Genomic DNA, 26,148 nt, shown 5'->3' on the forward strand with positions numbered 1-26,148 from the left:
GAACGAAAAAGATGTATTTATTTATAAACCTCTGTTTTTATGTCGTTGTGCATCCCTTAAAAAGCCCTCAACATTCATTTCATCAGGCTTCGGCCGTAATTTTTCGAAGTCAGTTACCCTCTTTTCCTTTTCCTGATTTAGCAAAGTCATGTAATCCCTAATCCTTGTTGGCCATGAGCCATTAATCAAACAATTAACAAAAGCCTTGCGTGATATCTCAGCGACAACTGCGCAGTTGTCAAAACGTACAGGAAATAAACAATACAGTAACTCTTCTATCTCTTTATATTCACCGGTCTCGTCCACGTTGCAAAAATCAAAGATGACCGGCACTGACGACTGTAGCCAATCTAATGGAAAGTATCCTTGTGGGTATCCTACGAGATATATGCCGGGTTTCAATATAATGAAACACTTTTTGCCTTTGGAAAAATGGCCATAGTCTTTCTTTTTCCGCATGCCGTAAACTACCCAGACCATGTTTTGATAAAAGTTTTCTCGTGCGGCTCTTTCTTTTGGATCGATAGACGAATATTGAAATTCAACGACGTAGCCTTGACTGGTGCGGACATCGGCAATATGTTTCTCGCCAGTTAGTTCATCAGAAAGAATAAACTCTTGCCATTCTGCCTGAAATTTATTTTTCCATAAGCGATGCCAATAGGTTTCTGGCTCCCACCAATTATCGCACCTTGTCATGCTGCGGTGGGCCCAATGATGAATTCTTCGAGATCCGCATTTAGCAATAACAGGCTTTGCACATCTGGGGCACAGCCCGGCCAAGCCGGTTTGTGCTTCAATTCGCAAGTCGTCAACCATTGCAAAACGCATATCGTACTTAAATATTGAAACTTAAATAAACACTTAGTTATCTAAAATTCCTACCCTTATCTAAATATTCATCCGGAGCCGGCCCACGAACTTGCGTACGTTTATCTACCGGAACGAATGGCGATGCTTTTTCATCTGCACGCGATAACGTAAGAACAGGTTGCTGATCATTTTGAATAGCCGTTAATTTACTCAAAAGACTGGTGTAATCAAAACAACGGCGAACGATAACGTGAACGACTTCAGTTTTTTGGATTTTGCCTTCCACCATCAGCAGACGGGCGTTTTGTATTTCTTTACGGTATTTATCAAAAAGCTGGGGGAATACAACCAGGTTGCTGTTCCCTGTCTCATCCTCCAGCGTAATGAAACAAACGCCACCTGCCGTACCGGGCCGCTGACGTACTAACACCAATCCAGCTACTTTGACTATTTGGCCGTCGATACAGTCACTTAACTGTTTACAGGATAGCACATTGAACAAATTCAGTTTGTCGCGTATAAAGCCTACAGGATGTCCTTTGATAGATAGACCGGTAGTCGCATAATCCTGTACTACGTGCTCTGAAGTCTTCATTAAGGGTAATTGGACCTGTGGTTCGAACTCACTTTCGGAGGGCTGACCTTCAAAGGCGCCGATAGGCCGGTCTTTCAGCGCAGCTACTTCCCAAAGCGCCTGCCGTCTGTCCATACCCATTGAACGGAAAGCATCAGCATTGGCGAGTAATTCAAGCGTAGCGACCGACACGCCTGCCTCGCATAACTGGTTTGCAGCTGTGTATTTTCCTTGCCGTCCTGCGATCAGCATCTTTATTTCATCGTCTCTGATGCCTTTGATTTGCCGAAAGCCCAGGCGTAATGCATAATAATCTCCGCATTTATGTTCCAATAGATTATCCCATTGAGAAAGATTAATATCTATGGCCAAAATTTTGACGCCGTGTTCCGAGGCGTTTCTGACAATTTGTGCCGGTTGATAAAAACCCATTGGCTGGCTGTTTAAAAGCGCGGCTGCGAACACATCCGGGTAATAATATTTGAGCCAGCAGGAAACATAGACCAAAAGGGCGAAACTCGCCGCATGGCTCTCGGGGAAGCCGTAACTCCCAAACCCTTCGAGTTGTTTAAAAATACGTTGCGCAAACTCCTTGGTATACCCGCGTTCCACCATGCCGCCTATCAGCTTGTGTTCAAATTTGGTAACCAGCCCGTTGAATTTAAATGTAGCCATACTCCGGCGTAATAAGTCAGCCTCGGCAGGTGTGAAGCCGGCAGCGACAATAGCAATTTCCATCGCCTGTTCCTGGAACAAAGGGACGCCCAATGTTCGCTCCAATATCGCCTTGATTTCCTCCGACGGGTAATCCACGGCTTCTTCACCTGTTCTGCGGCGCAGGTACGGATGTACCATATCTCCCTGTATTGGTCCGGGCCTGACAATCGCAACCTCTATTACGAGATCATAAAAGCAGGTGGGTTTCATCCTGGGAAGCATGGACATTTGTGCCCTGCTCTCGATCTGAAAAACGCCCAGGGTATCGGCCGCTGTGATCATTTCATAAACTTTTGGATCATCCTGCGGAATATTGGCTAATGTAAGGTTCAACCCGTAATGCTGTTTAGCCAGGTCAAATGCTTTGCGAATGCAGGTCAGCATGCCCAGGCCCAGGACATCCACCTTTAAAAAACCAAGCGCGTCGATATCATCCTTGTTCCATTCGATGTTGGTGCGGTCCTGCATTCTTGCCTTGAAGATGGGACAAAGGTCACTCAGCTGGCCTTCGGTGATCACAAAACCGCCTGTATGCTGCCCCAATTGCCGGGGAAACCCGATCAGTTGAGAGGTCAGTTCCAATACTTTCAGCATCAGCGGTTCCTTCGGGTTCAGCCCCATTTCCAGTAGTTTGCCTTCTTCAAACCACTCGTCCGTAAATTCCCAGATCGCGTTGGACAGGCGACTAACGGTATCCATCGACAACCCCATGGCCCTGCCCACATCCCGGATCGCACCTTTCTGATGGAGAACGGTCACGGTCGGTAAGATCGCAGCACGGTCACGGCCAAACCGGTTAAAAATATATTGGATCACTTCTTCCCTTCTTTCATGTTCAAAATCAACATCGATATCCGGCGGCTCGTTCCTGGCTTCGGACATGAACCGGGCAAAAAGCAGATTGAATTTATCGGGGTTGACGGATGTAATGCCAAGGCAGAAACATACAGTCGAGTTCGCCGCTGAGCCACGACCCTGGCAAAGTATACCATGTTCACGGGCCCAGCGTACATAGTCTTCCACGGTCAGAAAGTAATTCGCATTATCGGTCTTTTTGATAAAGTCCAGTTCGTATCTGATTTGCTTAACTACCTTATCCGGCAGGTTTTCGCCATAATAATTCTTTGCACCCTCCCAGGCCAAAACCTCCAGTTGTTCATCCGGGGTACGGCCATCCGTGGTCAGTTCCCGCGGGTATTGGTATTTCAACGATTTCAAATCGAACCGGCAACCGTCAGCGATCTTAGCGGCATTTTCGATGGCTTCCGGGTAATTCCGGAATAATCGCTCCATTTCTTCCCTGGCTTTCAGGTGCCGTTCGGCATTCCTGTGCAATTTATAGCCGGCATTGAAAATGGTACATTTTTCCCTTACACAAGTCAATACATCCTGGAGCTCACGACGGGACGGATGATGATAATGAACATCGTTCGTGGCGACTAATGGCACTCCTAATTCAGCCAGGAGAAATAACCGTTTGGCATCATCGCCGGTATAATATTTTGTTGCCGCAATGTAGAGTGCATCCTTAAAATGCGCTTGAAATTCCCGCAGATCATTTTTGAACACCATTTCAAACTCAAAGCTTTGATTCAGGTTCGCGGGCGGCACAACAATGAAATAGCTGCCTTCAGCATATTCGTAGACATCTTTTTTATAGATAAAACATTTTTCTTTTTCTGCACGCAGGTTGCCTAAGGTTAATAAAGCAGACAACCGGGCATAGGCATCTTTATCTTTTGGATAGGCCAGTAAGCTCGGCCCGTCAAGCAGGTCAAGGCGACAGGCCGGTATGATCCTGATGTTCCGGTCTTTTGCTACGACATAGCCACGAACTACCCCGGCAAACGTATTCCGGTCGGTAATTGCGATCGCGTCATAGCCGAGGTCAGCCGCCTGGTCAACCAGTTCTTCGGGGTGAGAACCACCGCGCCGGAAACTGAAATTGCTCGTGACTTGTAATTCGACGTAACTCATGCGAAAAAGCCGTGTAAAAACCAGTGATCTTCCTGTATGCCGTTGTAATGCCCTGATCTAAAGATCCAGTAACGCCGGCCGTCCTGATCTTCGACAACATAATAATCACGGTGTTCACCAGGCTCGATCCACCATTCCCGCTCAATCCTTTCGGGGCCGTCTGCCTTTTTAATTTCATGCCTCCGGCCTCTATATAAAAATAATATCGGCGGGTAATCGGGTGTTAATGCCGTTGCTTTAATAGGCTCGGGCACTGCCAGCAATTGTACGGGCAGAGGTTTATCGGCAGGCCACTCTGTTTCCGGCTTTTTTTTGATGTCGCTTGTTGGTTTTGTACTCCGCTCCGGCCAGTAATGCTCATCAGGCAAAAAACGCAGGATCCCATCAGAACCGATCTTTCCCGCAACGCGATCAAGGAGCTCTGCAACTTGTTTGCTGTCCGCTCCCGGTTTGGCGGCCCAAAGATCCTTTTGCTGTGCATCTACAGGTTCTGTTTGCCAGGCATCCAACACAAAGAGTTCGATGCCCATACCTGGTGAGACCGTATCCAAAGTGAGGCTGAAAAGTTTGAAAAGATGTTCAATGTGATGGCTGGCGTGATTGGTGCCTATATCAATCGTGCCTTTTTCACCATCAATACGATAATAGGTTATCGTCGCCTTTCTCAATCCCAGGCCCTCATTTCGAAGGCGTTTACAGATATTATCCAGCAGGTTGTTAACGGCGATTTCGATAGCTGTACGTGTACTGACAGGTTCCAGGCAACTTAACCGTTCACTATATGGAACGGGCTCTTTCATCGGAAGCAGAAATTCTTCTTCCTGACCGAGGGCCTGTAACATTCTTAAAACCATATTTTTTCCAAACCTGCGCCGCAGTACGGCTCTTGGAATATGAATAAAACTGCTGATTTGATATAAACCAAGGTTCTGTAATTTCAGAAGCAGATCAGTGGGCAGGCGTAGTGCGGACGGCGGCAATGGCATCAGGGCATTTCGATGCCCGGCTTCCGGCACGATCAGACCGGATGAAGCGCAGCGGGCTACGCCCCAGGCGCAGCCGATAGTGTCGGCCATTCCCGGTCGGACGTCGTAACCTAAGCCCTTTAACCGGATTACCATATCTTTTAAAAATTCCCTTTCGCCCCCTTTGAGATGCGTGCAGCCGGTAACATCCAGTAACAAACCGTCCGGCGGGTCAACTGCCACCAGCGGAGAATAACGCAGGCACCATTCCGCCAGGCCTTTAAGCAATTTAAGGTTACGTCCGGGTTTACCGTCAAACACCTGCAAATCAGGAGTAAGCACTTTGGCATCAGCTACCACCATACCTTCACTCACTCCTAAATTTTCGGCAGCGCTGCTTGCCGCTGTAATGACCATCCGCCCGTGATCAGGCTCCGCAAAAACAAAAGGACGCCCTTTGAGCGATGATTGACGGATAACCTTCCAATCGGTCAACAAATGTCGGAACCATATGGAAACAAAACGTTTAGGCATATTGACGCACCGTTTCTACACTTGCCTGTGGTATTATCGCCGTAAACCTTCGTTCTGACCACTCTATTGTCCAGCTTCCCGGATTGCCGTTCCTTACTTTCAGCAGGTCGACCTGCCAGCGCGGAAAGCCAACGCCCGGCATGCCGGAACGTAATTGACTTGGCACTTGTGTTATCCGCCATCGGGCGACACTTGCGGTCGCACCAAACTTCTTTGCTCCTTTTTGAATAACAAAACCGGTTACATGGCTTTGTTCTACGGCCAGTTGAAGCCTTCGGGATTCCATAAAGCTCATTTGATTCACTTCGCAGATCACCGCCGCGACTCCTTCGCATTTCAGCGCTTCCTCGGTTACCCAAAGCACATCTTTCATTTGCGGCACATCGACAAAAACCACCCGGTCCGGTTCAACACCAAATAATTTGAGTGAGGGCGGATAGATACGCCGCGACCAGCTGATCCATAAACAGGCACCACCCTGGTCAAGCAGCGTTTTTACTAATCCTGCAACAAAGCCACCGCAAGCCGCCGTATCTTCAGGACACAGGCTGGCAAATTCGTGGATAGCGCCTGTAGGGAATACCCCATGTGGAAAAGCGTTTTCGACCGGGCCAAGTCCGATACTGCCGGTGCTGCCTGGCTGCGGCGGTCTGAATCCTTCCCATTGCAGGATATCCTGCCGGAGCTGATTGATGATATCTTCTTTTGCGGCTGTCATGACGATCAATTTGGGGACTACAAAACTATGCTAAAAATATTAGCATTCTATTATACTTTTTTACATTTTTTTATTCACTTTTGTTTTATGAGAAGTAAGTTATTTGAAGAACAGCCGGAAATGGCTAAAACCAATACAGAGCGATGGATCAGAGTATTGCCGGACAAAGGCGACGGTTATCAATTGTATGACGCGCTTGCGGAATTGTTCATCGGCCGGATCTTATTCGATCAAAATGATAACTGGATTTATGATGGTAATGAATTAAGTGTAGATGAACAGGAAGAGCTGGCCGGCTTTATTACCGGACATCAACGGGAAATGGAACAATTGCTTAAAAATTTATAAAAAAGATTAACTGGATCCCTTTTTTTAAATACCCTTCTAGCGGTCCCATTGCCGCTATCGGCAGACCAAAGTTCCGTTTATCACTTTTCGGAATACTCCGAGTTTGCCCGACTCAGAGCGTGATTTTTTTTATTACAATAAATATTTTTATTATTTTAATTTAACTATTTGAATATCAGTAGGTGATGTAGTATATTTATGCACGGCACCTGAACGCCGGAAGTTCAATCATTAACTATCTAATTACCTTATCATGAAGAAGACACTATTCCTGTGTTGCATCAGCATTTTTTTGTACGCCTGCCAATCAGGAGAAGGCTTTGTCCCCGGTAGCGCTGTTACCGACAAAGGCGAACTGCTATTAAAAAATTTCCCTTACCTAGCTAATGCTTCGTCATTTAAGAAAAACGGTTTGCCCATGAACAGTTGTACTGGCCCTACGACACGCGAGGAATTGGATAACTATAAGACCGTTATTAAAATATACAATGGCAAAGATCAAGCAGGCGTAAGTGTTCCAGGTTTCGGCGGTTTAAAACTGGAGAAAGAAGAGATCAGCTATAATGTTTATTATGTCGAGCCAAAGATCGTCGTGTGTAATAATATAGAAAAAGTTTACGGGGTGGGGTATTCTTATCACCTGCTCATCAAAAAACTGAAAAAAGGGCTAAGTATCGATAAACTTCCCTATATCGCCGCGAACGTACAATTAGAAAGCGGTAAGACCCAGGTCTATTACAGCCTGCAGTCCTATGGCATAACCGGCATTCCTATCGTAAAATTCTTTAAACCGGTCGTAAATAAACCCTATGATGTAGAAGGATTTAACATCATGCAAAGCAGTATTGATGGAGTTCATGGTTTTTTAGGCGATTCTACTTTATCTAAACAACTTACATTTCGTCCGCAGGAACTATCCTTCATTAAGCCAGAGGATCTTCGTTAATAAATACCTCGAGGTTAGTATAACATGAAAAGAAGAAAGTTCATAGAATATATAGCAGTAGCTGCTGTGTCAGCAACTGCTACACCAGCTTTTGGCAAGCGAATTGTTCCGGTAGCTTTTGAATTTGACAGCGATGATTCCATTTTAAAGTTGTTTAAGCCGTCTCGTGCCCCGCAGATCATTGAGAAACAGTTTTGGGACCTTTTCGGATGGCTAAAGACGAAAGGCTGGCATACGTACCTGACTTCAGTAACGAATCTTCACTTTGATGTGTCAGCGGATGCTTTGGCGACAGTGTTTGCCAAGCCATTGAATAATATGAACAATTTTTCAGGTTTAGATGATTTTGCAGGAATGCGCCTTATAGAACCCGGCAGGCCTTCCATGAGCCTATTATATCACGTTCTTGCCAGTCCGCGTGTCAAACCCGTTTTGGATGGCAGCCCAATGCCGGCATCATGCTTTCCAAGCCTTGAGCAGTTAGATATCTTGGAAAACTATATCTATGCACAACACGTATTCCAATATCCGCTGGACCGCTTACCTGACGACTTTGTTCTGGCCATGTTCAGTTACGAATACCGTCCGGCATTTAAGACCCCAGATGACAGCCCTTATGCCGACCATGTATTTTCACGCACGGGTATCGCCCGTATTGGAGACCAACAGCTAAGTTATGATGCCTCGAAGCGATGCTTTACCAACAAACCGCAGGACCCAGAGGCTAATAAATGTATCGCGGTAACGCCCGCAAGATATGGATTGTTCTTGGCCAAAAAGTTGCGGTATCAGGATGTGAACCTCTACAGCGCGGAACGCCGGGATTACCATGGCATATTCCCTTTTGCAACCCAGCGAAGTTTTCTTCAGCCGATCAGGAAAATATTCGACGGCGACGAGATGATCGGCGGTGCCAATCTTGTTTTCCATGAAAGCCATATCAATGAGCAATTGGAAAAACTGGACCGAAATGGCGGTGTTGTTATCCCGGCGCAATTCAAGCGGGGACAAGCTCCGTTTGTCAAAACGAACAGGTCTCATGTAACCCAGGGACAACCTCCACAAGGCGATGGTGAATTGATCAGCCTTCGCACAGCAGGCTCATCTGTACTGGTCAGTCCAGTGCCAGCTCCCTTGGTCAAAAAAGCCACACAGAATGGGAAGATCGTATACTTTCAGGTTGATAAGATCAAAGGTGGGGACGGGTTCAAATCGGACCGAAGATATACGTCGTTGAAGTTGCTGAACAAAAGGGTTAGTGATATCGCCGATTTTGTGCTAACTGAGGGTATTTATCCAAAATACAAAGCAACGCGCTTCAGCGCCCCCCGCAATGCGCCTATGTTTGTTAACATCCGTAATAGAATGATCAATTCCAATAGCACAACGGAAAATCTGGGCGCGGAAACTAAGGATTTTGAGGCATTGATCAAAGAAGGGGGTTATAATACCGCATTATTTGAGGACAATATCTGCGAGGGTTGCGTAACTGCTGTCATCACTGGACAAAAACTGAAAGTACTGCCTGCATTTTCGCTTTCAACGGCCCCTGATTTCTTTCCGCTATCCGATAGCTATGACCTTACCGATTATGATGAAAGAGGAAACAGTAGTTTTCTTGAAGGTGGTGTCGAGAACCTTAGCTATTGTCGTCTTGGACCTAACCCAGCTATCCAGGACCCGGTAGAAGACTCCGTTGCTTTCCCTTTCAGGAAAACGACGAACACACCTGAGTACGAACAAAATAATATCGCTAAAGGCGAAGGTACTAATCTGGAGTACGAGGTGTCGGACACCATGCTGGCAATCGTATCTAGCGTCGGAACTCCAACCAACACCTCCTATAAAGCAAAAGAGATCTACAAACAGCCAAAAATGCGGGATTACCACGTAAACAGCTTTTTGTCTGATACCTCCGCATTTGTCTTCGCACCCGGTTGGGAGGCCACTTATTCCTCTGGTGATGATCCGAAACGAGTTTTTCTCGCTACTTTCGGCTTGGGCTCACCATTCCCGGAGGACATGAAGTTATGCGCTGCAGCCAATGGCATGTGGCCGGTAGCTTCGCCAGATGCCGCACGCACCTTTCAGGGGTCTCTGGAACCGCTGCCAACACCGAAAAAATTAAAACATATACTAGACCAGACGGTCCCCCCAACAGCCATACCTCTAATGGATTTGGAGATCGGTATCCACCCGGAACACCCGGGAGTGGCAGAAGCGGAAGTCATGGGACCCTCCTTCGGATGGGACGGCGAACAAGGACCGTTCCTAATTCGTGCCGGCGATGAGTTCAAAGTACATTTTACCGATATTGGTCGAGCCGATTACGTAGAGAACCTGATCGGGAAGAGTGCCCCTGGGTTTAATATGTCCCGGTTAAGGGAACTGACCTGCACCCAACTTGTAGAGAGGATAGAATGCCTTCGGAAATGTAAGGAGTTGATCGAAGGTGAAGAGTTCCGCTATTCAAAATATTGGCTGGTCAGTGCTGAAGAGGTCGCTGACTGGAGAACAGGAGCGCAGGCGATCGGAATTCCGAAAACCCTTGTAGGCCAGGATAAAGCCTGGGCCACAATCTCTAGGCTCCCCAAGAACGGCTCGGGCTTTTTATATGTATTTGTCGATCCGTATTATGAATTTAAGCGGACGCCGGACCAATATCAATGGACACATCCCGATAGTAAACGACGGCTACTGAACCTGAAAAATATCTACGTTTGCCAGGTGACCAAAGAGGATCTCGTCTGGTGTGTCATACCGCCAACGGGCAAGTCCAGTCCGGCAGAAGTTCAGTGGAACAATGGTAAAGGATAACGAATTCGATGTCATTATAGCGGGTGGCGGTGTTGCTGGCGCCGCCACCGCGATCCGCTGCCGGCAGTCAGGGCTTCGTTGCCTGATGATCACCGGCAACCTTAACCCGCTCGATGTGCTTTTTCAAACAACCCCGTCCGAAAGTGTCCACCCAGGGGCCGAAACGCTTCTGAACGCCTTAGGCGCATTTAATCTTTTGGCCGCGTCCTGTCGCGGGAGGTATGACGGGATCGCGACAGGAAATTCTGTAAATTTTCTGGGCTCCGACGCTCACGGGAAGTGGCAGGGCTATCATCTCGACAAGCCCTTATTTGTAAAGGGTCTCATCGCCGCAGCGCTGTTGTCAGGAACCGAAACTCTTTCCAATGAAAAGATAACCAGCCTGGCTTTAGGAAACGGTGGCCGGATGGTCGTAAAAGTATCGGCCGGTATTACCTATCAGGCCCGATACCTAATCGATGCCAGTGGGCATAGTCAGATCGCCGGAAAAATACTGAACCTCAAAAAAAGTTTTTATTCTCCCGTTCTATACTGCTGGACAGGGCTAACAAGCGGTATCAGTGATGATGTATTTTCACAACTGCATACCTCGTTCGATATGACCCGGCATGGTTGGCAATGGCTAGCGCCAGAGGATCACCAGTATTGTACATGGACTACGGTCTCGACCTTACGTAATGCGCATAGGCCGATATCGCCCGTGGCAGGAAACTCTTTCCAATCCGTACACCGGAATATGCGCTGGCGCCTTTACGATAAATTGGCCTATGAAGGCATCATACTTTGCGGGGATGCCGCCGGCATCCTTGACCCAGCCTCTGGCCAGGGGCTCTTGATGGCCTTGATGTCCGGTATACAGGCAGCGGAATGCGTAAAACTGGCATTTTATTCCGGTCGCCAGACAGCCAGCATCGCTAAGGACTACACAGACTGGTTTAAGGGATTTTATCTTAAAAAAATGGAACTGCTTCGGTCATATTATGTACATAACGGGATATTTGATGACTAAAAAACATGAGACCTTGTCTTTTATTTTAACTTTTTTTGCGTACGAATTAAGAAGGCCTCCCACCTTCATCGGGATAAAAGAGGACTATTTGACGTTATTAAACTAGCTACTGACATTATTCAATGATGAGATCCTTCGAACGCGATACCAATTTTTGATAAGGATGCGCAAGAAACAATTCAAGGTAATCGACGCCGTCCACCTTAAAGCCGCTGCCATGGCCTTCATTATGTCGGATCAAGAGCTGGCTGTTGGGTATTGTACGTTTGATCAGCCGGTTATAGAAAAGACTGCAGCCGGGGTCTGAATCGCCGCCGACAATAATTGCCGGAACAGAAGACGCGACCGGGATCTTCACGCTGACCGGTTCGGATTTGACCTTCCAGCAACTGCATATTGCAGGATTTACATTATTATAACGATAATCGGCCAACCAAGGTAATATGCGGTTTTGCTGTTGTTTTACGCGCCCATCAGCAAATTGAACCTGTTCTGAACAAAACACGGAGTAACGCATGCCCCTGGCGACAGCACTATTGCCGGCAAAATACCCATCCAGCAGTTCACGGATGTAAGATGCATGCTTCCCGGCCATGATATCGACCATCGCTTTTGGCGCACCACGCGCATCGCCGCCGCTAAGCATATCATCGATCACCGTCAGCAGGTCGCTTTTATCATAAGTAACCGGGATACTATCCCTGCTTCCTTTTTCTAAGTAATTTATGGTGAACTTTTTGCCGCTGATGTCTGAGAAGTATTTATGGAAACGTTCTTTTAAGTTTAAATAGGCCCGGTTTGCAGAATCTGCCCGGCAGTTGGCAAACACCTGTTCCAATGCCTCATTAAAGTTGACGAGCGCGTGCTCCTCGTAATTGACAAAACCTGGCAGCGGGGATCTCAAGATCAATGTCCTGACGGCTTCAGGATGATTCCTGGCGACCGTCAGCATTAGCCCGCCGCTGTAAGATAAACCGATCAGGTTTAACGAGTCGAGGCCTAAAGCCTGCCGCAGGTCATTGATGTCTTCGGCACATTCCAACGTGTTATAACAGGAAAGATCAATGCCGGCCTTAGTGAAGCGCCCGCGGGCAGTTTTTGCCGCCAAATTGACAAGGCTATCTTTGTTCAAACCCTTGCGGTAACTCTGCCGAATTGCGTCGTCAATCTCGGGACTTACCAAGCTCGGAAATGAATTTTTGGTACCACGCTGGTCGAACATGATTGTCCCACCGAATTTTAGGTAGCCAAATTCATAGCCGATGCTATCGATACCGGCTATCGTACTATAACCGGGTCCGCCGACGCTATACAAGGAAATGTTTTTTTTTGGATCCTGGCCAGGTCTTCGGATGAATATGAAAGGCATTTTGATCTTTTTGCCCTGTGGTTTCTCCCGGTTCTCGGGAACAATTAGGTATCCAGATTTGATAATCAGCCGCGGATCAGCGGGAAAGAACTTTTTCCATTCAATGGCCGGTTTATAGCTTTGCGCGAAGGAATTAACATAGTTCCCTGCCAGCATAAAAAACAGCAGGAGAAGAAGTGTTGTTCTGGTCTTATTCATATATACAAAGTACCGTACCAGGTGAAAATAAAAAAAGGTAAAAAACGGACAATTTCATAAACGGTGTTCCGATATTTTTTGACCGGTAAACCGAAAGACATCTTTATAAAAATGGCTGTGATCAAAATAGCCATACTGGTAGGGATTGAACTGCGTGTTGTCCTGCACATAACCGGCCAATGCGGTGCGCGAACGAAGCATGGAAAAGTAGGCCTTCGGCGAGACGCCGATCGTCTGTTTAAAATATCGGCTGATCGTTTTTGAAGTAACGAAACTTTTTTCGGCTACTGTAGATACGCTAAGTTGCATGGCGCCGCTATTGTATTCGCCTATCGCACTGCGAACAAGCTTCAGGTAATGGTCCTTTTGTTTGTGTGATCTGCCCAGGCCCAAAAGGTAATTATCCATCAAAGCGCACCTTTGACGGAAATCACCTGCTAATTTCAGGTTGTTCAGGAATTCAAAGGGCAATACCTGGCTGAGATCGATCACCTGGTCGGCAAGCAGAGATTGCCGGATGTGAAATAATCCTTCCATTCCACCAGGATGGAATTTCACGATGTAAATATGATCTGCGGGGTGATTGAACCGTTCAACAATTGAATTGCGCAGGATCAGGACATCTTTTTGCTGCGCAATTCCGTGAGAGCGCGTACCGACCAGCATTTGGTAGGGTTCGCCAAGATTAATGTAAAAGGTTGGTGTCCAACTCGGGAACATCCTGATCGTATAACTTCGCCCGTCCAAATACAGCCTGGTTTTTTCCTTGCAAGTCTCTCCATAGAACTCAACGACGTCCGCCAACTCATCCGAAGGTCGGTCAAAATTGTACGTTTTACGAATATCTTGAAAAATTTCGATCATATCACCAAGATAATTTTCTCCTATAAAGACGCCGTTTTCGCGCAATCGTTACAACAACATCAATTATAGCATCCGAAAAATAAGCTAGGAATTTAATTGATATTAGTTTTTCAAATTCTATATCCACCATGCCAACCGACTTATAGTTATCGAAATTTACTGTATCCATAAAATTTAAGTTGTAATTTCATTGGCCTGAGCTTTTATCGTAATCCTTTTCGTTGGCGACAGTTGGCTAAACTGCTATCAAGGCAGCATGTCCAAGCCCGCCAAAAGTTTGCGTAATGAGTAAATCTTATAAATTTCAAGATGCAAATCGGTTTCTGAATTGACTGGATCTTTCCAATCCTAGTAGACATATTTGATCATAAACTGGCCGGAGTTCGAATCAATGACAGATCACGGAATTTATACGAGTTAGAGAAGTTTTCTCGATCCCTTGACGGGAGTCGAACCTATGACCTTTTGTTGTACCTATATCGATTAGTTAATTTATTTCAATGCATTATTAATTGCGTTTGTAATTACACTATCTTCAAGATCAGCCAGATAAATGCGCGTATCCGCTTGGGTTTCATGCCCCATTGCTTCCTGAATAATTTTGATGTCAACATTGGCTTCATTCAAATGGCTTGCAAATCCGTGTCGTAGGGCGTTTGATGTAAACTGTTTATGCCACCCAACGGCCTCTGCCATAGCTTTTGAATCTTCATTAAAATCTTTAAGTGCAGAGTCTATGCGCACGTCTATTTTCTTCGCTGTATTATGCTCTTGCATGATAAATGGGAATATATAGCCGGCATCTGATTGTTCAGGAAACGTCTCAAATATCTTAATGACTTTTACAGCGCCAGGATGCAACTCAAAATCGTAATTCCTTTTATTTTTTGAACGCTTATACACAATACCATCATTGACAAAATTCTCTCGTTTAAGCTTAAGCATATCGTTGAAATTCATGCCCCTGGCATAATACATAAACTGCATTAACAGATGCGACCGATATATTCTGGTCTCTCTTGCGGGCTTAAGTTTCAAGATCCTTTCCCAGTAATCGGATTTAATAGAACGCTTCTTTGTTCTGATCCGCTTATAGGCTTTAAATTTGATATACTTTTTGGGGTGATGATCTTTTGTGCACAAGCCGTCTGCAAGAGCCAAATTCCAAACCCTGTAATAGGTGCGTAAATAATGGCTCATTGTAGACTCCGAAGTTCCTGAAATTTGCTTTTCGTAAGCCTCATGATCCGCTTTAGTAAAAGCAAGAAACAATTTATCCTTGTCCTTCAATAGTTTTTTTAGAGTCAGCTTAAGATTGTAAAATACGTTTGAATATCCTGGGTTATCCATCGAGTCGTAATAATCAATAATGGATTGGACATAAGCCATAATCTTATTCGGTTTTTCAGGAGCGTCCGATAACTTTACATGGTTTGTAAGATTAGCCTTAATCTCTATGTGAGTAATTGGGCGGTTGGCCTTTTCAGCAGTTTTTATTTCATAATCAATATCGGCGATTATCTTTTTTATCCGTGAGGCTAACTCAAGATATTTAGGGTGAGAGCTTTTAGGCATCCCGTGTTTCTTGTCCCAGTTTTCAAGATTAGTACTGTAACCGGTGGAAATGTATTTCGGTGTGCGATTTTGCCACATTCTAATCCGAACCTCATGTTCTCCGATTGTGTAATTTTTGTCTGTTTCTAATATTGTTCTATAAGTCCAAACTATAGGTGTTACTACGATGTCCATTATATTTTTTTTATCGTATTTTTTTGCATGCAAGTATGTATGCAAGAGCTCTGTCTACAAACCGTTGTGATGAAGCTCTGATAAAGCAAAAGTAGAGAAAGATAAGTTTAAATGCCAAATATTTTAGTAAATAAATTAAATTAAATTATTGATAATTAGCTATTTATACGCTATGTGCAACTATTTTATTTTTGCTAATTTTCGTATGGCATGCAAGAGGTCATCGGTTCGACTCCGATATTCTCCACTGATAATCAAGAGGCTGTCTCAAAAGGGCAGCCTCTTTTTGTTTATGTTTAGAGTAAAGATATTCGATTTGATCTTTTGGATATTATACTCAAATTTTCAGATAGGTAAACAATGGTTTAAGCAGCCCTTTTGGCAAGGTTATGTGCTAATGCGATCAATCCAATCTTACGTTTCAATTAAGCGGCGTAAGAGTTTGTCTCAAACCAGATCATGTGTTTTGTCGGCTAAGCCTAAGTTTTTCGATTAAAGTTTTGTTATGCGCAGGTGTTTATGTTTTACTTATGCGGAAAACAAACCAGTTATATTCCGCAAAATTGCGGAGAAAAATAAATATATTTACCGCATAAGCACTAAGATATGTATATACATCAATTAAAGGGTTGGCCATCTTTTACATGGGACACTGAAGCTATACTTATCCGTTTAGGCGAAGTAAGGCATCGGCAGGGGCATATTTTAGGTTTGATGAGTTCGGCTGGCTTTAAATTGAAGGAAAATGCATTATTAGATACGCTGACATTAGATGTTACTAAATCCAGTGAGATAGAAGGGGAAAAATTGGATAGTGACCAGGTGAGATCTTCTATAGCCCGAAGGTTAGGTATCGAAATAGCAGGTGCTGTGTCTGCCGATCGTAACGTGGAGGGAGTAGTAGAAATGATGCTGGATGCGACTCAGAAATATACCGATGTCCTGACAGCAGATCGCTTATTTGATTGGCATGCAGCGTTATTCCCAACCGGAAGAAGTGGTATGCACAAGATTACAGTTGCGGCCTGGCGCACCCCGGAGGCTGGACCTATGCAGGTTGTTTCGGGAGCTATGGGCAAGGAAAAAATACATTTTGAAGCTTCGGAAGCAGAGCGGCTATCTGGAGAAATGGAGATTTTTTTAAATTGGCTCAACGCAGAGTCTAATACTGATGCCGTGTTGGAAGCTGCCATAGCGCATTTATGGTTTGTAACCATACATCCATTTGACGACGGCAATGGCCGTATTGCCAGGGCTATTACCGATATGCTGCTCGCACGTGCGGATGGGACATCACAACGGTTTTATAGTATGTCAGCTCAGATCATGAAGGAAAAAGCAGCTTATTACCATATACTTGAATCAACGCAAAAGGGTAGCCTGGATATTACTCCCTGGCTGAAGTGGTTTTTAGATTGTCTGTATTATGCGATGGACCATACAGAGGAAACATTATCTGCCGTAGCGAAAAGAACCCGGTTTTGGGATAAGCATAGGGAAACTATATTAAATAGTCGCCAACAGCAGATGGTCACTGCCTTATTGGATGAGTTTTATGGAAAGCTAACCAGTACTAAATGGGCTAAGATGACAAAGAGTTCCCCCGACACTGCATTAAGGGATATTCAGGATCTGATCGAGAAAGGGATATTAGAAAAAGAAACAGGTGGTGGTCGAAATACGGCTTACAGTATCATTGCCTGATACTACTTATCGTAACACCGATAAATTATGATCGATGCTCAACTGAATTTATATAAATCCTTATTTAAAGGTAGAGCAGATGTATTTGCGCTAAGGTGGGAAAAGAATGGAAAGGGCAGTTATATGCCGGCGTACAATTTTGACCCGCACCGGTATAGGCTGCATAAGATCAAAGGCGGGACCTTTCAAAATTTTAGCGAAACATCCTTTCAGTAATTAGCGGTACATCCTGTGTCTTTTGCAAGCTTTAGTTTCATGATCCGTTCCCAATAGTCCAATTTAATCGAGCGTTTAGCAGGTTAAATTTCATAAGTTGTGGCTTTTAAACAATTAATTAATAGTCATAAATATGCTCTATCGTCACCTGTTTTAGTTTTAGTGTGCTTACCAGCGAGCATAGGTTTCCCACCGTTGTGACTAAAGCAATCCTGTTTAAACCAGGTTTGGTAAAGATCGGCTGACTAAATAATACTTTATAATTCCCGATCACATTTAAAGATTTATCGGTTAAAATGGTAAGCATAATAGCACTTTTATTTCCGGCAATCTCAGTAAAACTAACACCGTTTTTTGCCAGCTTATTAACCGCTGTATTAAATTCAGCGTAACGGGGTAAATTAGCCAGCACCGTACCGTTTGGCAATACTTTTACATTATGAAAAAATCCGGTGGTATCCAGCCCTGCGGGTAGCCTATCCATTACCACCGTTGTTTGCAACGAGGCTGTTTCATAAGCCGATTTGGTGCCGAGACCAATCAGCCAGCCATAGCTGCTTTTAACCAATAGCTCGGTGGTTAGATAATAGCGCCTTTCCAGTTTACGCAGTAAATGCGGACCGGAAATGGAAGTATTGCTCCACAACATTTTAAGCTGATGGTTAAAATCATACTCGTACCATGGCAGCGCCTCAATAAATTTCACATAGCTCTGTTCATAGCCGGCGTTAAACTTATCTTCGGCGGTCATTTCTTCATTGGGGCTGGTATCGGTGACCCGGCCGACAATGGTTTCGTAAAATGATTTGATACCGTATTCAATTGTTGTACTGCCGGCTATTACCCATATCATCACATGATAGCCTGTATTGAAAGGGAAATTGCCTTTGATCTGATCATACACAACGCCATAACCACCCCACATTTGGTCAACATGCTTTAGGTATGGAAATGTGGTTGAAGTGTGCGTTTTAAAGTAATCCGCCTGCTCAGCCGGACTAAATACCAGGAACCATTCGGGGTAAGTCAGGAAAGTTTGATCGGGCGGGCGTATGTCCGCCTGTGGCGTTAACGTTTGGCTATTGGTTGTCAGCCAGGCTTTATCAACCAACAATCCCTTCCCGGCTGGCATAGTAGAAGGCTTACTATTTTTAACAGCAAACGTTATAATAGCCAGCAGCAGCGCAATTAATGTTAGTAACCGCAGCCTTCTCATGGTTGTATTTTGGTAAATAACATTAAGGTATTGTCGGATGGATCTTTATCCTGTAGTATACGTTTACCGGCATCTTTAAAACCAGCCTGCTCTATAATTGCTGCCCATTCATCTGCCGGTTTAAAGTTCTTGAAGTCTTTAGCTTCAAACTCCCAGGTCTCGTTCAATCCAACATTAAACACGGTATGCACCAGGGATACAAAGGTGGCCATCTCGGGCGTTTTAACATTATGATCGCGGATAACAAATGAACCGCCGGGCCGCAGGATGCGGTTAATTGATTTTACAAACCCATCCAGTTTAGCTATCGGGCAATGGTGTAAACCAATATAGCAGGTAACCACCTCCAGGCTGGCATCGGGGATAATTGAACTGCTAATGGGGGCATAACCATTAATATCCACGAAAGCGCCCAGCTTACCTAACTGACCGCGTTCCATAATATCGCCCGGTGAATTGGTTGGAGCCAGGTCATTTATCAAATATATCGGCCCGGTAACGTTGGTTTCTTTCCGCAGCTGACTGATATAACGGCCCGTAGAACCAATCTCGGCATAACCGTCGATCTGTTTTATACCGCCCAATAATTCCAGCGTTTGCCGGGTAATCTCTTTCTTTTGTTTTTTAAGTGCCGGTAAGGCATAGGTTAGTTCCGATAAGAACGGCTTGATGCTTTTCAGCTTGCTTTGTACCGATTTATAGATTTCCTCATCCGTTTTGCGTGCAGCGGTTTCTTCTTTTATTAGGTGATGGAATTTATCTTCGGGATACAAATGGAATATCACCTGCAAAAATCGGTAAAAATCGTCGCTCCATTTGGTATCATTAAATACGGCTTTAAATTCGGATGTATTAGCCATTGCTTTGTGGTTTTAACGGTTTATAATAAGTATCCCAAAAAATGTTCTTAAATTTATAATCAGGATCAAGCTTGGTTTTTAAGTCGAATAACTTTTGCGCGTTGGGATAAGCTTTATGAAACTGTTCGGCGGTTGGATGTACCTGGTAAGGTAAGTAATAAGCACCGTTTACAGCTGCAACCGCATCCGCCAGTTCACGTGTCCAAACAGCCACAGCATGTTTAGATGCTGGGTCTGTGCGTTGCTTATAATAAACTACAAAAGCAAATACCTCTTCCCGTGCCCAGGCCAGGTAGGTTCCCGGATCGGCTTTGGCATGGCGGATAGAGACATTTAACACATTTACATTAAACCGGATAAATATTTCGGCCATGGCCTGTTCAAACTCCTCAAAACGATCAACCGGTACAAAGTATTCCAACAATACATAAGTGCTATTGATGCGTGATTTAGGCTCCAGTTCGGCAACATCATAACCAGCTTCGTAGTTGCGCCAGTGGATCTTTTCCCCCCTAAACAATAAAGGGTCAATCACAAACTCCCGGTACGGCTTACCCAGCGGCCTTTCTGTAAAAGCCCATAGGAAATACCGCTCCAGTGGATAAGATTCTTTTAACGGCATCAGGCGGGTTTTAACTGTCGGTTTTTCGGTGGTTTCTATCCAGCTTACAGCTCGTAAACGCGTATATTTTGGTGGGTAAATATCCCCGTTATGGAAAACTACCTGTGGATTATCGCGTATGGTTTTGAAGAAGTAATCCTTATATTCTTCAACTTTCATTTTTTTATCAATTCGCTTAATGGCCAGATTATCGGCTAACTCGAGCTCAGCCTGAACGATAATGCCAATGCCATTATATCCGCCAACGGCGCCAAAGAATATTTCCGGGTTTTCTGTATGGGTAGCATGCACTAACGAGCCATCGGCTAATACAACATCAATTGAACGTACTGATAAAACAACCGGTCCCATACCCATATATCGCCCATGTGCATTAACACTCAATGCGCCACCTACTGTAAAGTTGGCATAGGTTTGCATAATTTTGATGCTCAGATCATATTCATCAATATATTGCTGAATATCGCACCAGCGGATACCCGTTTGCACTTTAATGAGCTTCTCTGTTGCCGAGAACTCCAGTACCTTATTCATTCCGCGCATATCAATATGCAAACTATGCGGGCTTGCTGTTTGCCCACCCATGCTAAAACGACCGCCGCCTACAGAGATAGCTCCTGCAGCGTTTTTTACTATTTCGCAGGTTTCCCCGACCGAAGCTGGACGCTCAATTTTACTAACCAATACGGGATTCAGCCGGGTTACGTCGTCAATAATACGCTCATCTGTTTTAAGGTGGGGAATCTCTTTACCTTCGTCATTTTTTAAATAATCTGGCGCCGCTCCCGGTACCGGGCCATATTGATTCGTCGTATAATTCCCTTTCTTGAAACCTAATCGCCAGAATAACCATAACGGCCCAAGCACGGGTATTAAAACAGCAAACAGCCAATAGCCTGAATAGCCCTGATCATGCAGGCGCTTAATGGAAGTAGCCATAATGATCCAGAATAATAAAGGATAAAGTATAAACGTAGCACCCTCACCTATGGCAAATAATAACAAATTATAGAGCACATAAAAAGTACACCAGTAAAACAGCGAAGCCAGCCAAAAAACTCCTTTCGATAAGCGGCCGTTAAAAGTGAATAGCAGATAGGTTACAGGTAGTTTTTGTTTCAGGCGCATGGATGGTCTTGGCAATGCGCTAATATATCATTACTTTCAATTATAATTATAGCCGCTTATATAAATGTAACATGATACCCAGAGGTAAATTATATATCAGCTATCAGCATTTAATTGCGGAAGCTTATTGTCTTACAGATCACCCCAATCCACTTTTTTAAAAAAATATCATCAACAGCAATGAGGGTAAAATGCTTCAGGCGTGTTTAAGAGACAAATTTTAATAATCGTCTTAACAACACAAATGCTATGAAAGCAACATCCCTGATCTATCTTGTCATCTTTTTGATTTCGTTTAAATTTACTGCAGGCGCCCAGCAAAAAATGGCAACCAATACTGATTCTGTATTTAAGCCCAAAATCGGATCATTCGATGCCGGTTACTCCTACTCGCCGTTTACCGTTAAAAATAAAAAAATGAGCATCAGGCAAGTGAATGCTTCGCTTAACGTGCCGCTTATAAATAATTTCAGTGACGGAAAGCTTGATTTTTTGCTTGCCGGCGTTAGTTACAGCGGGCTTACCTTATCCGGTATGGGGAAAACGTTTGGCGGTAATGATTTTTATTCTATTTCGGTGCCCATCACTTTTCAAAAATCGTTTTCTGCAAAGTATGCGCTGCTGGTATCAGCAATCCCCACTTTATCATCCGACCTGAAAGATGTTTCGGGCGAAGACATGTTATACTCAGGCTTTGCCATGCTCAAGATCCGCAAGTCGAAAAACTTTTCCTACGCTATTGGTGCGGGTTATTCACGGCAGTTTTTTGGTACGATTCTGCTCCCGGTTATTGGGATAGAGTGGCAGATCAGCGAAAAACTAAGCTTTAGCGGCACGCTGCCCGTTTCCGAAAAATTAAAGTACCAGCTCAACGATAAAAGTATCATCGGCTTCAGCAGCGATTTTGGTATTGGCGGAGGATCATATCGCCTATCGAAGAAAACGGGATCCAATTATTTACAGGTTCAGCAGTATAAAAACACACTCTTTTACAATTATCAGCTGGCAAAAAACTTTTCGGTACAAATAAGTGGCGGTTACAATTTTGTACAGAAGCTTGACCTTTATAATAAAGATCAAAAAGTTAACTGGGCACCATTTAATGACCTGAACAAACGTGTTCCACTGACCGAATTAAAAAAGACCGGCTTTACCGTCGAATCGGGGATCAGCTACCGGTTTTAGCCCGAAGCCGGTGCAAGTATTCCTTCTCAATGTATAACATTAATCAACCGCAGCAATGGAAACAACTATTAATTCAATGGTCGAGGTTTTTAAAACAAATGTTGAGGATCCGGCGCAGGCAGCAAAATTGGTGGGCCTGCTTCAAAAACACATCACAAACAGCAGTGTAAATTTTGACCTGGAAGATTGTGATAAAGTATTGAGGATAGAGGGCCCGGATATTTCAACGCAATTGGTTATGGGCATCCTTGACGATCATGGCTATAAGTGCCAGTTGCTCGTATAAACATACAGCCCGGATTATAACGCTTGTATTCCTATTAGTTTGTCAAAGGTGCAGATTTAGCATAACCTGCACCTTTTTCTTTTCCACCCACTTACGCCGGCTTAAATAAGCCATGAACAGTTAAGGCAATTATTTCAGTACCAAGGAGGAAGAAGGGTGGGTCTTATCGTTATAAATACCGCTAAGCTGCGCCGGCCCCGAAACGGTATCAAAAACCATGATATTGTTCTCGCCGGCTACAAAATACGGCCATGGCTTATCATTAACCGGGCCCGGGGCTTTACCTTTTATAAAGTTTACCCAGGTTTGGTGTATTTGGTTAGCCAGTTTTAGTTCCGTATCATTAAAATTGTTTTGTTTGGGTAGAAACCAAACATAGCCTAATTCATCGGCATGGGTAGCGCCGGTACCATCGCGCTTGTAATCAAAGCGGTACATCCAAACGTGGCTGCCTGCCTGCGCTAAAGTGTTGGCCAGCCGGTAGCTGTGCATCTGGTACATGTATTGGGTGAGTACTTTTAAGGCGGCGCTATCTGCATTGCCATTTTTAGCCTCAGTTTCAAAGTTTGATAAAATATAACGGTAATTATCACCAAACCATCCGTACAGCACCGCGCTATCGGGGTGATTGAGACGTTTATCAAAACCCATGAACATTTTACTTTCAAACTTATTGGTACCGATCAGGAAACGTAATTTGTCATTTCTGTTTTTACGAATGTATTGATACGGATCCTCTAAAATAACTGAGCCGTCTATCACCGGGCCAAAATAGTTGGTACCCTGTGCCCCATTGCTGATGTTTGCCTGTGCTGCTATAAGTTTTTCGGCGGAGATTTTGAGGAGGTCGGCAGGTTTGCTAACACCCAGCTCGGTCATTAGCCGCTGCCTGATGCCTTTAGCGGTAACAGAATCCCGGATGCATTGCACAGCACCGCTTTCTAAAATCTGCTGGTTGAAATAGCCTTTAGCCTGAGGGGTAGCCAGTAAGGCGCTGGTAAGTTTGGCCCCTGCTGATTCGCCCATTACAGTGACATTGGAAGCATCGCCGCCCATAGCCGCGATATTTTGCCTGATCCATTTTAGCGCCATGATCAGATCGAGCAGGCCATTATTTCCTGACGATTGGTAGGTTTTGCTCACATCACCCAAATACATGAAGCCGAAAACACCAAGACGGTAATTGATGGTAACAGTAACCACGCTGTCGTCATCGGCAAATGCATGTCCGTTCATTCCCATACCCGAGCCGCCTGTAAGTGAGCCTCCGTGGACCCATACCAGCACCGGAAGTTTGGCATCCCTTGCTGTTGTAGGTGTATATACATTCAATGTCAAACAATCTTCGCTGCCTTTTAGTCCGGCCTGGCCGCCGCCCTGTGATGCCGGGCTTCCAAATTTTTCGCATGCAAGCGTATCCTTCCATGAGGCGGTTGGCTGAGGAGGCATAAAACGCAGAGGGCCAACTGGTGGTTTGGCATACGGAATGCCTTTAAATACCAGGGTTGGCCCTTCTTCAATACCTTTTATCCATCCGCCTGATACTTTGGTTACAATTGTTTGAGCGTTTGAGTTAAAGCTGAAAACAATACCTAACAGAAAAGTGCATACCGGTATCCGGCGGATGATATTTTTCATAAAATGGTCGATCTTTAATAAGTGGCAGCCAGCTGAAGCGCGTTATAAGCATTAACAACGCCGCCGGTTACACAAAGATCGGTAAACGGAACTTCTTTTTTAGTCTCGCCATCTTTAATCTCTACATTATGCGATATTTTCACTACCGATTTCATGATGATCTCCTTAACCTGTACAGCCGTTAATTTTGGATAATATGAACGGATGAGCGCTGCCAGGCCGGTTACAACCGGTGCCGCCATACTGGTGCCATCGTGCTCGCCGTAAGTTGATTTTGGTGTGGTTGAATTGATGGCTACGCCCGGTGCAAACACATCAACACTGGTTTTGCCATAATTGGAGAAAGATGCTTTCAGCGTTTCATCGTCTTTAGGGCCCGACGCGCCAACTTCTATCCAGGCACCGGCTACGCCGCTCTTATCGTCATAAGTACGGTTAGGGACGTTCAGTTCAACTTCGGTGTTATTGTTGTCATTACCGGCGGCATGTACCAGCAACACATCCTTGCTTAAAGCAAATTTCACAGCTTCATCAACGGCTTTTTTATTGTATGAATAACTTTTGCCGAAGCTCATGTTGATCACCTTAGCGCCGTTAGCTGCAGCATAACGAATAGCATTTGCTACATCCTTATCGCGTTCATCGCCGGTAGGCACTGTACGTACCGACATGATGGCTACATCATTGGCCACACCCATAATACCGAGGTTGTTGTCCCTTACCGCTCCTATGATCCCGGCAACGTGGGTGCCATGATCGGCATCCGGGCCGGTTACGTCATTATTGCCGTAAAAACGTTCATTAGCGTTATTGTAGTTATCACCTACGGTATCCCTCGAATTGAAATTAAGGTTGAGGTGATAATCCAATTGTTCTTTGAAGTGGGTTAAGCCGCCGTTTACCTCTTTCTCCCTGAACTCGGCTACATTTTTAAACGAAGGCAGGGCGCTTTCCAGTACACGTTTAACATAAGCTTCGCCATTGTCTTTAGGCTCAAACTTTTTAATATCATCAAGGCTTGGGTTTTGGTTGCCCAACTTCGCCAGCACCCCATCAAGCAGGGTGTTAAATTTATTGATAACAGTATATGTTTGCTGTGCTTTGGCAACCTGCTTATCCATATCGGCTTTCATGGCGCTGTATGCTTTAAAATCAGCAAGGTCTTTCCCCGTAAGTTTGGTACTGTCAACATTGGCAAAGCGGGTGTTGTTGATACGTACCAGCCGGGTAAGCTCCAGGTTATCATAATGTACATCTCCTTTGGCCGAGCCTATAAAATCCCAGCCATGCATGTCATCGGCATAGCCGTTTTTGTCATCATCCTTTTTATTCCCGGCAGTTTCTTTCGGGTTGTTCCAGATCACATTTTTAAGGTCCTCATGGTCAACATCAATACCCCCATCAATTACGGCTACCAGCACGGTAACGTGTTTTTTACCTTTTAACAGTTCGTTGTATGCTTTTTCGGTACTGATCCCAAATACAGAATCGGTTTTAAGATCAAGGTTTTGCCAGTTAGGTTTAGTTTTTGGAGCTTCCTGCGCATAAGTGAACACAGGTAAGCAAAGCCCGGCTACCAGCACAAGCTTTTTAAGCGGAAAATTGTTTATCATTAATACTTTCAGTAATAGTTATATATAAGTACAAAAACTCTAAAGTAGGTTTTTAATTGTAAAAAAAATATGCGGGTTTGGT

20 protein-coding genes are annotated in these 26,148 nt (G+C 44.7%); 8 read left to right on the forward strand and 12 right to left on the reverse strand.

The features are described 5' to 3' along the window. Positions 1–21: 21 nt before the first annotated feature. Genes SNE26_RS24610 through SNE26_RS24625 form a run of 4 tightly spaced genes read right to left on the reverse strand, consistent with a single transcriptional unit; the run spans position 22 to position 6,298 of the window. A complete protein-coding gene (locus SNE26_RS24610) occupies positions 22–831 on the reverse strand; it encodes a competence protein CoiA family protein (RefSeq protein WP_321556510.1) in 810 nt (269 codons plus the stop codon). A gap of 37 nt (positions 832–868) precedes the next feature. Then, entirely contained in the window at positions 869–4,081 is a 3,213-nt protein-coding gene (locus SNE26_RS24615) for an error-prone DNA polymerase (RefSeq protein ID WP_321556511.1), read from the reverse strand. Continuing rightward, on the reverse strand, positions 4,078–5,580 hold the full coding sequence (locus tag SNE26_RS24620; RefSeq protein WP_321556512.1) for a DNA polymerase Y family protein: 1,503 nt from the start codon (positions 5,578–5,580) through the stop codon (positions 4,078–4,080). The genes SNE26_RS24615 and SNE26_RS24620 overlap by 4 nt, the downstream gene beginning before the upstream one ends. Next, positions 5,573–6,298 (reverse strand): Error-prone repair protein ImuA, encoded by a 726-nt coding sequence (locus SNE26_RS24625; protein WP_321556513.1) that lies wholly within the window; start codon positions 6,296–6,298, stop codon positions 5,573–5,575. The genes SNE26_RS24620 and SNE26_RS24625 overlap by 8 nt, the downstream gene beginning before the upstream one ends. An 87-nt stretch (positions 6,299–6,385) precedes the next feature. On the opposite strand from SNE26_RS24625, the gene SNE26_RS24630 reads away from it, so the two are divergent. From SNE26_RS24630 to SNE26_RS24645, 4 genes are all read left to right on the forward strand, one after another. After that, positions 6,386–6,646 carry a hypothetical protein gene (locus tag SNE26_RS24630; RefSeq protein ID WP_321556514.1) on the forward strand — a complete coding sequence of 87 codons (261 nt, stop codon included), beginning with the start codon at positions 6,386–6,388 and terminating at the stop codon, positions 6,644–6,646. Between the two features lie 253 nt (positions 6,647–6,899). Continuing rightward, on the forward strand, positions 6,900–7,592 hold the full coding sequence (locus tag SNE26_RS24635) for a hypothetical protein (protein WP_321556515.1): 693 nt from the start codon (positions 6,900–6,902) through the stop codon (positions 7,590–7,592). A gap of 24 nt (positions 7,593–7,616) precedes the next feature. Next, the gene (locus SNE26_RS24640) at positions 7,617–10,409 is read left to right on the forward strand and encodes a hypothetical protein (protein WP_321556516.1); all 2,793 of its coding nucleotides are present in this window, start codon (positions 7,617–7,619) and stop codon (positions 10,407–10,409) included. Next, entirely contained in the window at positions 10,396–11,418 is a 1,023-nt protein-coding gene (locus tag SNE26_RS24645) for a tryptophan 7-halogenase (protein ID WP_321556517.1), read from the forward strand. Before SNE26_RS24640 ends, SNE26_RS24645 begins: the two co-directional genes overlap by 14 nt. 115 nt (positions 11,419–11,533) lie before the next feature. Here the strand turns inward: SNE26_RS24645 and SNE26_RS24650 are convergent, their stop codons facing one another. From SNE26_RS24650 to SNE26_RS24660, 3 genes are all read right to left on the reverse strand, one after another. Then, on the reverse strand, positions 11,534–12,985 hold the full coding sequence (locus tag SNE26_RS24650; RefSeq protein WP_321556518.1) for an alpha/beta fold hydrolase: 1,452 nt from the start codon (positions 12,983–12,985) through the stop codon (positions 11,534–11,536). A 54-nt stretch (positions 12,986–13,039) separates the two neighbouring features. After that, positions 13,040–13,849, reverse strand: coding sequence for a hypothetical protein (locus SNE26_RS24655; RefSeq protein ID WP_321556519.1), 810 nt, complete (start codon positions 13,847–13,849; stop codon positions 13,040–13,042). Between the two features lie 492 nt (positions 13,850–14,341). Further along, complete coding sequence (locus SNE26_RS24660; protein WP_321556520.1) at positions 14,342–15,598, reverse strand: tyrosine-type recombinase/integrase; 1,257 nt, start codon at positions 15,596–15,598, stop codon at positions 14,342–14,344. Between the two features lie 606 nt (positions 15,599–16,204). Here SNE26_RS24660 and SNE26_RS24665 point away from each other — a divergent pair. Then, a complete protein-coding gene (locus SNE26_RS24665; protein WP_321556521.1) occupies positions 16,205–17,302 on the forward strand; it encodes a Fic family protein in 1,098 nt (365 codons plus the stop codon). Positions 17,303–17,329: 27 nt separating this feature from the next. Next, complete coding sequence (locus SNE26_RS29585) at positions 17,330–17,518, forward strand: hypothetical protein (protein WP_373695586.1); 189 nt, start codon at positions 17,330–17,332, stop codon at positions 17,516–17,518. A gap of 118 nt (positions 17,519–17,636) precedes the next feature. Here SNE26_RS29585 and SNE26_RS24670 read toward each other — a convergent pair whose 3' ends face one another. Genes SNE26_RS24670 through SNE26_RS24680 form a run of 3 tightly spaced genes read right to left on the reverse strand, consistent with a single transcriptional unit; the run spans position 17,637 to position 21,344 of the window. Continuing rightward, positions 17,637–18,734 (reverse strand): hypothetical protein, encoded by a 1,098-nt coding sequence (locus SNE26_RS24670; RefSeq protein ID WP_321556522.1) that lies wholly within the window; start codon positions 18,732–18,734, stop codon positions 17,637–17,639. Then, a complete protein-coding gene (locus SNE26_RS24675) occupies positions 18,731–19,594 on the reverse strand; it encodes a methyltransferase domain-containing protein (RefSeq protein ID WP_321556523.1) in 864 nt (287 codons plus the stop codon). Before SNE26_RS24675 ends, SNE26_RS24670 begins: the two co-directional genes overlap by 4 nt. Then, a complete protein-coding gene (locus SNE26_RS24680; RefSeq protein WP_321556524.1) occupies positions 19,587–21,344 on the reverse strand; it encodes an FAD-binding protein in 1,758 nt (585 codons plus the stop codon). The genes SNE26_RS24675 and SNE26_RS24680 overlap by 8 nt, the downstream gene beginning before the upstream one ends. Positions 21,345–21,593: 249 nt before the next feature. On the opposite strand from SNE26_RS24680, the gene SNE26_RS24685 reads away from it, so the two are divergent. Together SNE26_RS24685 and SNE26_RS24690 are read left to right on the forward strand one after the other, a co-directional pair. Beyond that, complete coding sequence (locus SNE26_RS24685) at positions 21,594–22,529, forward strand: DUF6268 family outer membrane beta-barrel protein (protein ID WP_321556525.1); 936 nt, start codon at positions 21,594–21,596, stop codon at positions 22,527–22,529. Positions 22,530–22,584: 55 nt separating this feature from the next. After that, positions 22,585–22,815 carry a hypothetical protein gene (locus tag SNE26_RS24690; RefSeq protein WP_321556526.1) on the forward strand — a complete coding sequence of 77 codons (231 nt, stop codon included), beginning with the start codon at positions 22,585–22,587 and terminating at the stop codon, positions 22,813–22,815. 129 nt (positions 22,816–22,944) lie between these two features. Here the strand turns inward: SNE26_RS24690 and SNE26_RS24695 are convergent, their stop codons facing one another. Together SNE26_RS24695 and SNE26_RS24700 are read right to left on the reverse strand one after the other, a co-directional pair. After that, a complete protein-coding gene (locus SNE26_RS24695) occupies positions 22,945–24,453 on the reverse strand; it encodes a carboxylesterase family protein (RefSeq protein WP_321556527.1) in 1,509 nt (502 codons plus the stop codon). Positions 24,454–24,467: 14 nt separating this feature from the next. Beyond that, positions 24,468–26,066 (reverse strand): S8 family peptidase, encoded by a 1,599-nt coding sequence (locus tag SNE26_RS24700; RefSeq protein ID WP_321556528.1) that lies wholly within the window; start codon positions 26,064–26,066, stop codon positions 24,468–24,470. Positions 26,067–26,148: the final 82 nt, after the last annotated feature.

The sequence above is a fragment of the Mucilaginibacter sp. cycad4 genome (genome assembly GCF_034263275.1).
In the GTDB taxonomy this organism is placed as follows: domain Bacteria; phylum Bacteroidota; class Bacteroidia; order Sphingobacteriales; family Sphingobacteriaceae; genus Mucilaginibacter.